The 3,671-nt window shown below is 56.1% G+C and carries 3 protein-coding genes; 1 reads left to right on the plus strand and 2 read right to left on the minus strand.

Going from position 1 to position 3,671, the window contains the following annotated elements; all coding sequences use genetic code 11:
• Positions 1-460: 460 nt before the first annotated feature.
• Positions 461-895, minus strand: a complete 435-nt coding sequence (locus VMU57_RS17615) for a universal stress protein (protein ID WP_325385794.1) — start codon at positions 893-895, stop codon at positions 461-463.
• Between the two features lie 12 nt (positions 896-907).
• Entirely contained in the window at positions 908-3,214 is a 2,307-nt protein-coding gene (locus tag VMU57_RS17620) for a plasma-membrane proton-efflux P-type ATPase (RefSeq protein WP_325385796.1), read from the minus strand.
• Between the two features lie 354 nt (positions 3,215-3,568).
• Between VMU57_RS17620 and VMU57_RS23155 the strand changes: the two genes are divergently transcribed.
• Positions 3,569-3,671 (plus strand): CoA transferase (locus VMU57_RS23155; protein ID WP_414648675.1); only part of this gene is annotated, 103 nt, incomplete at its 3' end.

Raw genomic sequence — 3,671 nt, forward strand, 5'->3', positions numbered from 1 at the left:
GCACCTTCGCCTGGCTGAACTGGTCGCGCCGACTCAGCAAAGACTACGAACTATGCCACACCTCGGCGGAGGCCATGATCCATATTGCCTTCGCGCATCAATTGCTGCGGCGTCTTGCTTAGTTTCTGGACAGGTTCTTAGGCTTGTATGGGTCAATCCGTTTGCAAGAAACAGATTGCCTCTCGCGTCGGCCACCGGTCCTGTGTCGCCCGTCCAAAAGCCGCTGTCATCCCCGTCGGAAGATGCATCGAAGACCGCTTTCTGTTTGAGGGTGTGCGGGTCATAAGCCATCACCCAGCAGTGATACGGCTCAACATCGCAGGAATAACCGGCGTCGATGAAATGCGTGCCAGTCTCCATCGGGGAAATGCCGTTTACGACAGCAGTGGCAGTATGCCGCCTCCCGGGGAGTAAGCCTACTTGTCACGGGAATATGTCACTCTCCGGATTGCCTCGGATGTCATTGGGCTCTGAGCACCATTACGGCGCACGGTGCATGGCGAAGTACTCCCTGCGCAACGCTACCTAGCAAGACGTTGGCAACAGCGTTGCGGCCATGGGTTCCCATTACGATCAGATCGGCGGGCCAATTTCTGGCTGCATCGACAATCTTCGTTGCAGGTTTGCCTTCCTCCAGGAATTGAAGGGGTGGAGGTGCAATTGCTCTGCGTGATGCAAAAGTGCCCAGCAAGGTCTTTGCGTCGTGCCTCAACATCGCGAGCCATTCCGCCGCAGGAACCCCGGAGTCTGCGGTATTGGGCATCGCCGCAGAGTCTACTACCGTGACAAACGCCACTTCCGCACCGAGTTGGGTAGCAAGGTCTGTTCCGACATCCGCTGCGTGCGCTGCAAAGGTGCTCTCATCAATGGCAATTAATATCCTATTGAAAGTCATGGTTCACATCTCCTAGATACGAAATTTTCGAAATACCTGGACCTTCGCGCTGTCCAACACAACCAAAAAGACTGCGAGTATCGTGAGGAGTTCGGCAAGGCTCCGCCATGGAAGTGCAGCCATCAATACTCCGCGAACAGCCATGGTGCTCACGATAGCGAAATCGACTCCGGTACTGAGCAGCAGAAGCCGGCTTGGTCGGGAATGCCAGAAGTGCCTGCGCTCGCGCACCAGGTATACGACACCCTGGCCACTAAAGACCAACATGACGAAGACGAGCGTCTGGAGTTGGGCCAGTTGAAAATGAAGAAAGTTGCGTGCCAGGAAGAACACCGTTAGCGAAAACAACAACAGGAGGGAGGCCAGTGAACTCGCAGTCAGCATCAGCGTTTGGATATCCCATCGATCAGGGCGTGGCGAGGCTGAGACGTTGTCGGTCGCGATCGACATGGTGACGAAATCATTCGTGAACAACAAAAGCACAATCAGGAACGGAGTAATCACAAAACTCCGAGTCAGCATGACTCCCAATGTGAGGAATACGCCGATCTCGATCGTCTTAATGATCTTGTTCAGCGTGTAAGTCAGCATACGCTGGTAAATTCGGCGACTTACCTCGATGGCAGCCACGATATCGCCGAGGCCCGGCGTCGTCAGCACCAGGCTCGCTGCGGCCTTTGCTACGTCGGTTGCATTGGCCACGGCAATACCTGTCTCGGCCTGCTTCAAGGCAGGCGCATCGTTCACGCCATCGCCGGTCATACCGCAGACATGTCCTTGCGACTGGGCCGCGCGAACCAGCGCGACCTTATCCTCCGGATACACCCCGGCGAAAATGTCACAGCGAGCTAACTGGATCGAATCGATGGGATGCGAGTTCCCTGTTTGGCAAAGTCGGTTGCCTATACCAACTGTCTCGGCTACGGAAACTGCCGTAGCAGAGGAGTCGCCCGTGATCATTACCACGCGTACACCCAGGTTTTGCAGTCGGCGAACCAACTCCCTCGAGTCGGATCGCGGCGGATCCTCAAAGGCAATCAGGCCGGTAAGGCTCAAAGCCTGCCCCACTGTACCAGATGCTACCGCGATCACTCGATAGCCCTTGCCTGCCAATCTCTGGAAATCTGTTTGCCATGCAGTGTTGGGTGCCGCCTTCGCAACTACGGAAGGCGGATAGCCCTTCACGGTGTGGAACGTCTCGCCACCGTCGGACACGAAAGCCTCACTTACCTTGGTTGCTGGATCGAAGGGAAGGAACCGAGTTCTGTGCGTCGCTGAGACATTCATGCCGCGTTCGGCGGAGGATCGCAGAATTGCCAGGTCGATGGGGTCCTGATTTCCGGCGTCGCTCGCCCATGCTGCGAAGCGCATCAGTTGTACTGCGGACGATGGCGCATAGGCAACGGTTTCCGTCACCGATAACCGATTCTCAGTAAGGGTACCGGTCTTATCGCTCAGGAGAATGTCCATCGCCGCGGCTTCCTCGATGGCCGAAAGCCGAGTAACCAGCACTCCCGCCCGGGTTAACTCCATGGATCCAAGTGCGGTCGCTAGGGTAAAAGTCGCCGGCAGAGCCGCTGGCACCGAGGCGATTAATAGGATTAACGCGAACGGTATCATCTCTCGCAGAGGCAAGCCGGTCCCCCATGCGAAGACGAGGAGCACCCACACAAGCGCAAGATCCAGGATCACAAGATACTTGACGATTCGGAAAATAGTCGCTTCGAGATGGCTGACGGTCTTGGCCGTGCTCACTAGCTCCGCTGTTTTGCCGAATGATGTATTTGCTCCGGTTGCAATGACTTCGGCGCTCGCTTCACCGCGGACTACGGTTGCTCCCGCGTGTGCCTTCTGTCCCTCCGCCAGGTCGACAGGCTGAGACTCTCCGGTGAGCGTCGATTGGTCCACGGAAATTTCCCCTTCGGCGATAGACGCATCTGCAGGAACGATATCTCCCATCCGCAGATAGATCCCATCTCCCACCACGATCTCCTGGGAGTCGATAACCTGCCACTCCCCGTCTCGTATCACACGGGCACGGACAGGTAAGCTCTTCCGCAGCAGAGCCAGCGCATTTGCCGCTTTACGTTCCTGCACTAGGCTGAGGAACCCGTTGAAGAGCAAAAGAACTGCGATGACGGCCGCTTCGGTCCGTCTGCCAAGAATCAGCTCAAGCACAACGGTGACTTCCAGCATCCAGGGCACTGGTGCCCAGAATTTATTTAGTAGGAAGAGGAGTGGATGGGAAACAGGCGAGGGAAGAGCATTTGGACCTGACGCCAGGAGCCTTGCATGTGCCTCATCACTACTGAGTCCCATGAAGGCTTGTCGAAGATTCTCCGTAGATCTTCCAGCGGGAGTCCGGGATTCCTCTTTCGAGACTTGCTTGTCCACGCAGCGATAATACTGCAATTCCACCGGATTCTTTGACCAACATCCAACTTCATCCAAACATTGAAGGAGCGACGCCCCTCATTCGACTTCATCTCGGAGTTGATCGAGAAAGAATGCCCGAGATCAAAGGCTCGCTGTGCTCCGGATGACGATTCCGTCTCACGAGATTACCTCCGCGAAAAAGACTCTGCATCCAACCTCTACTAGTCCTGGCAGAAAGCCCCCGTGCGATGGCCATGCCATGGGGCAGATGAATCGGCTGCTATACACTCAACGGTGATGCAGCCGGTTTTAGACTCCATTCGCGTCGTCGAAGTCACCGAAGCATTGGCCGGGCCCTATTGCGCCATGATGCTTGGCGACTTTGGAGCAGACGTCATCA

Source organism: Edaphobacter sp., from assembly GCF_035532915.1.
Lineage (GTDB): Bacteria > Acidobacteriota > Terriglobia > Terriglobales > Acidobacteriaceae > Edaphobacter.

Coding starts and splice junctions, on each gene's coding strand:
- VMU57_RS17615 (WP_325385794.1), bottom strand. CDS start 895: ATGACTTTCAATAGGATATTAATTGCCATTGATGAGAGCACCTTTGCA.
- VMU57_RS17620 (WP_325385796.1), bottom strand. CDS start 3,214: ATGGGACTCAGTAGTGATGAGGCACATGCAAGGCTCCTGGCGTCAGGT.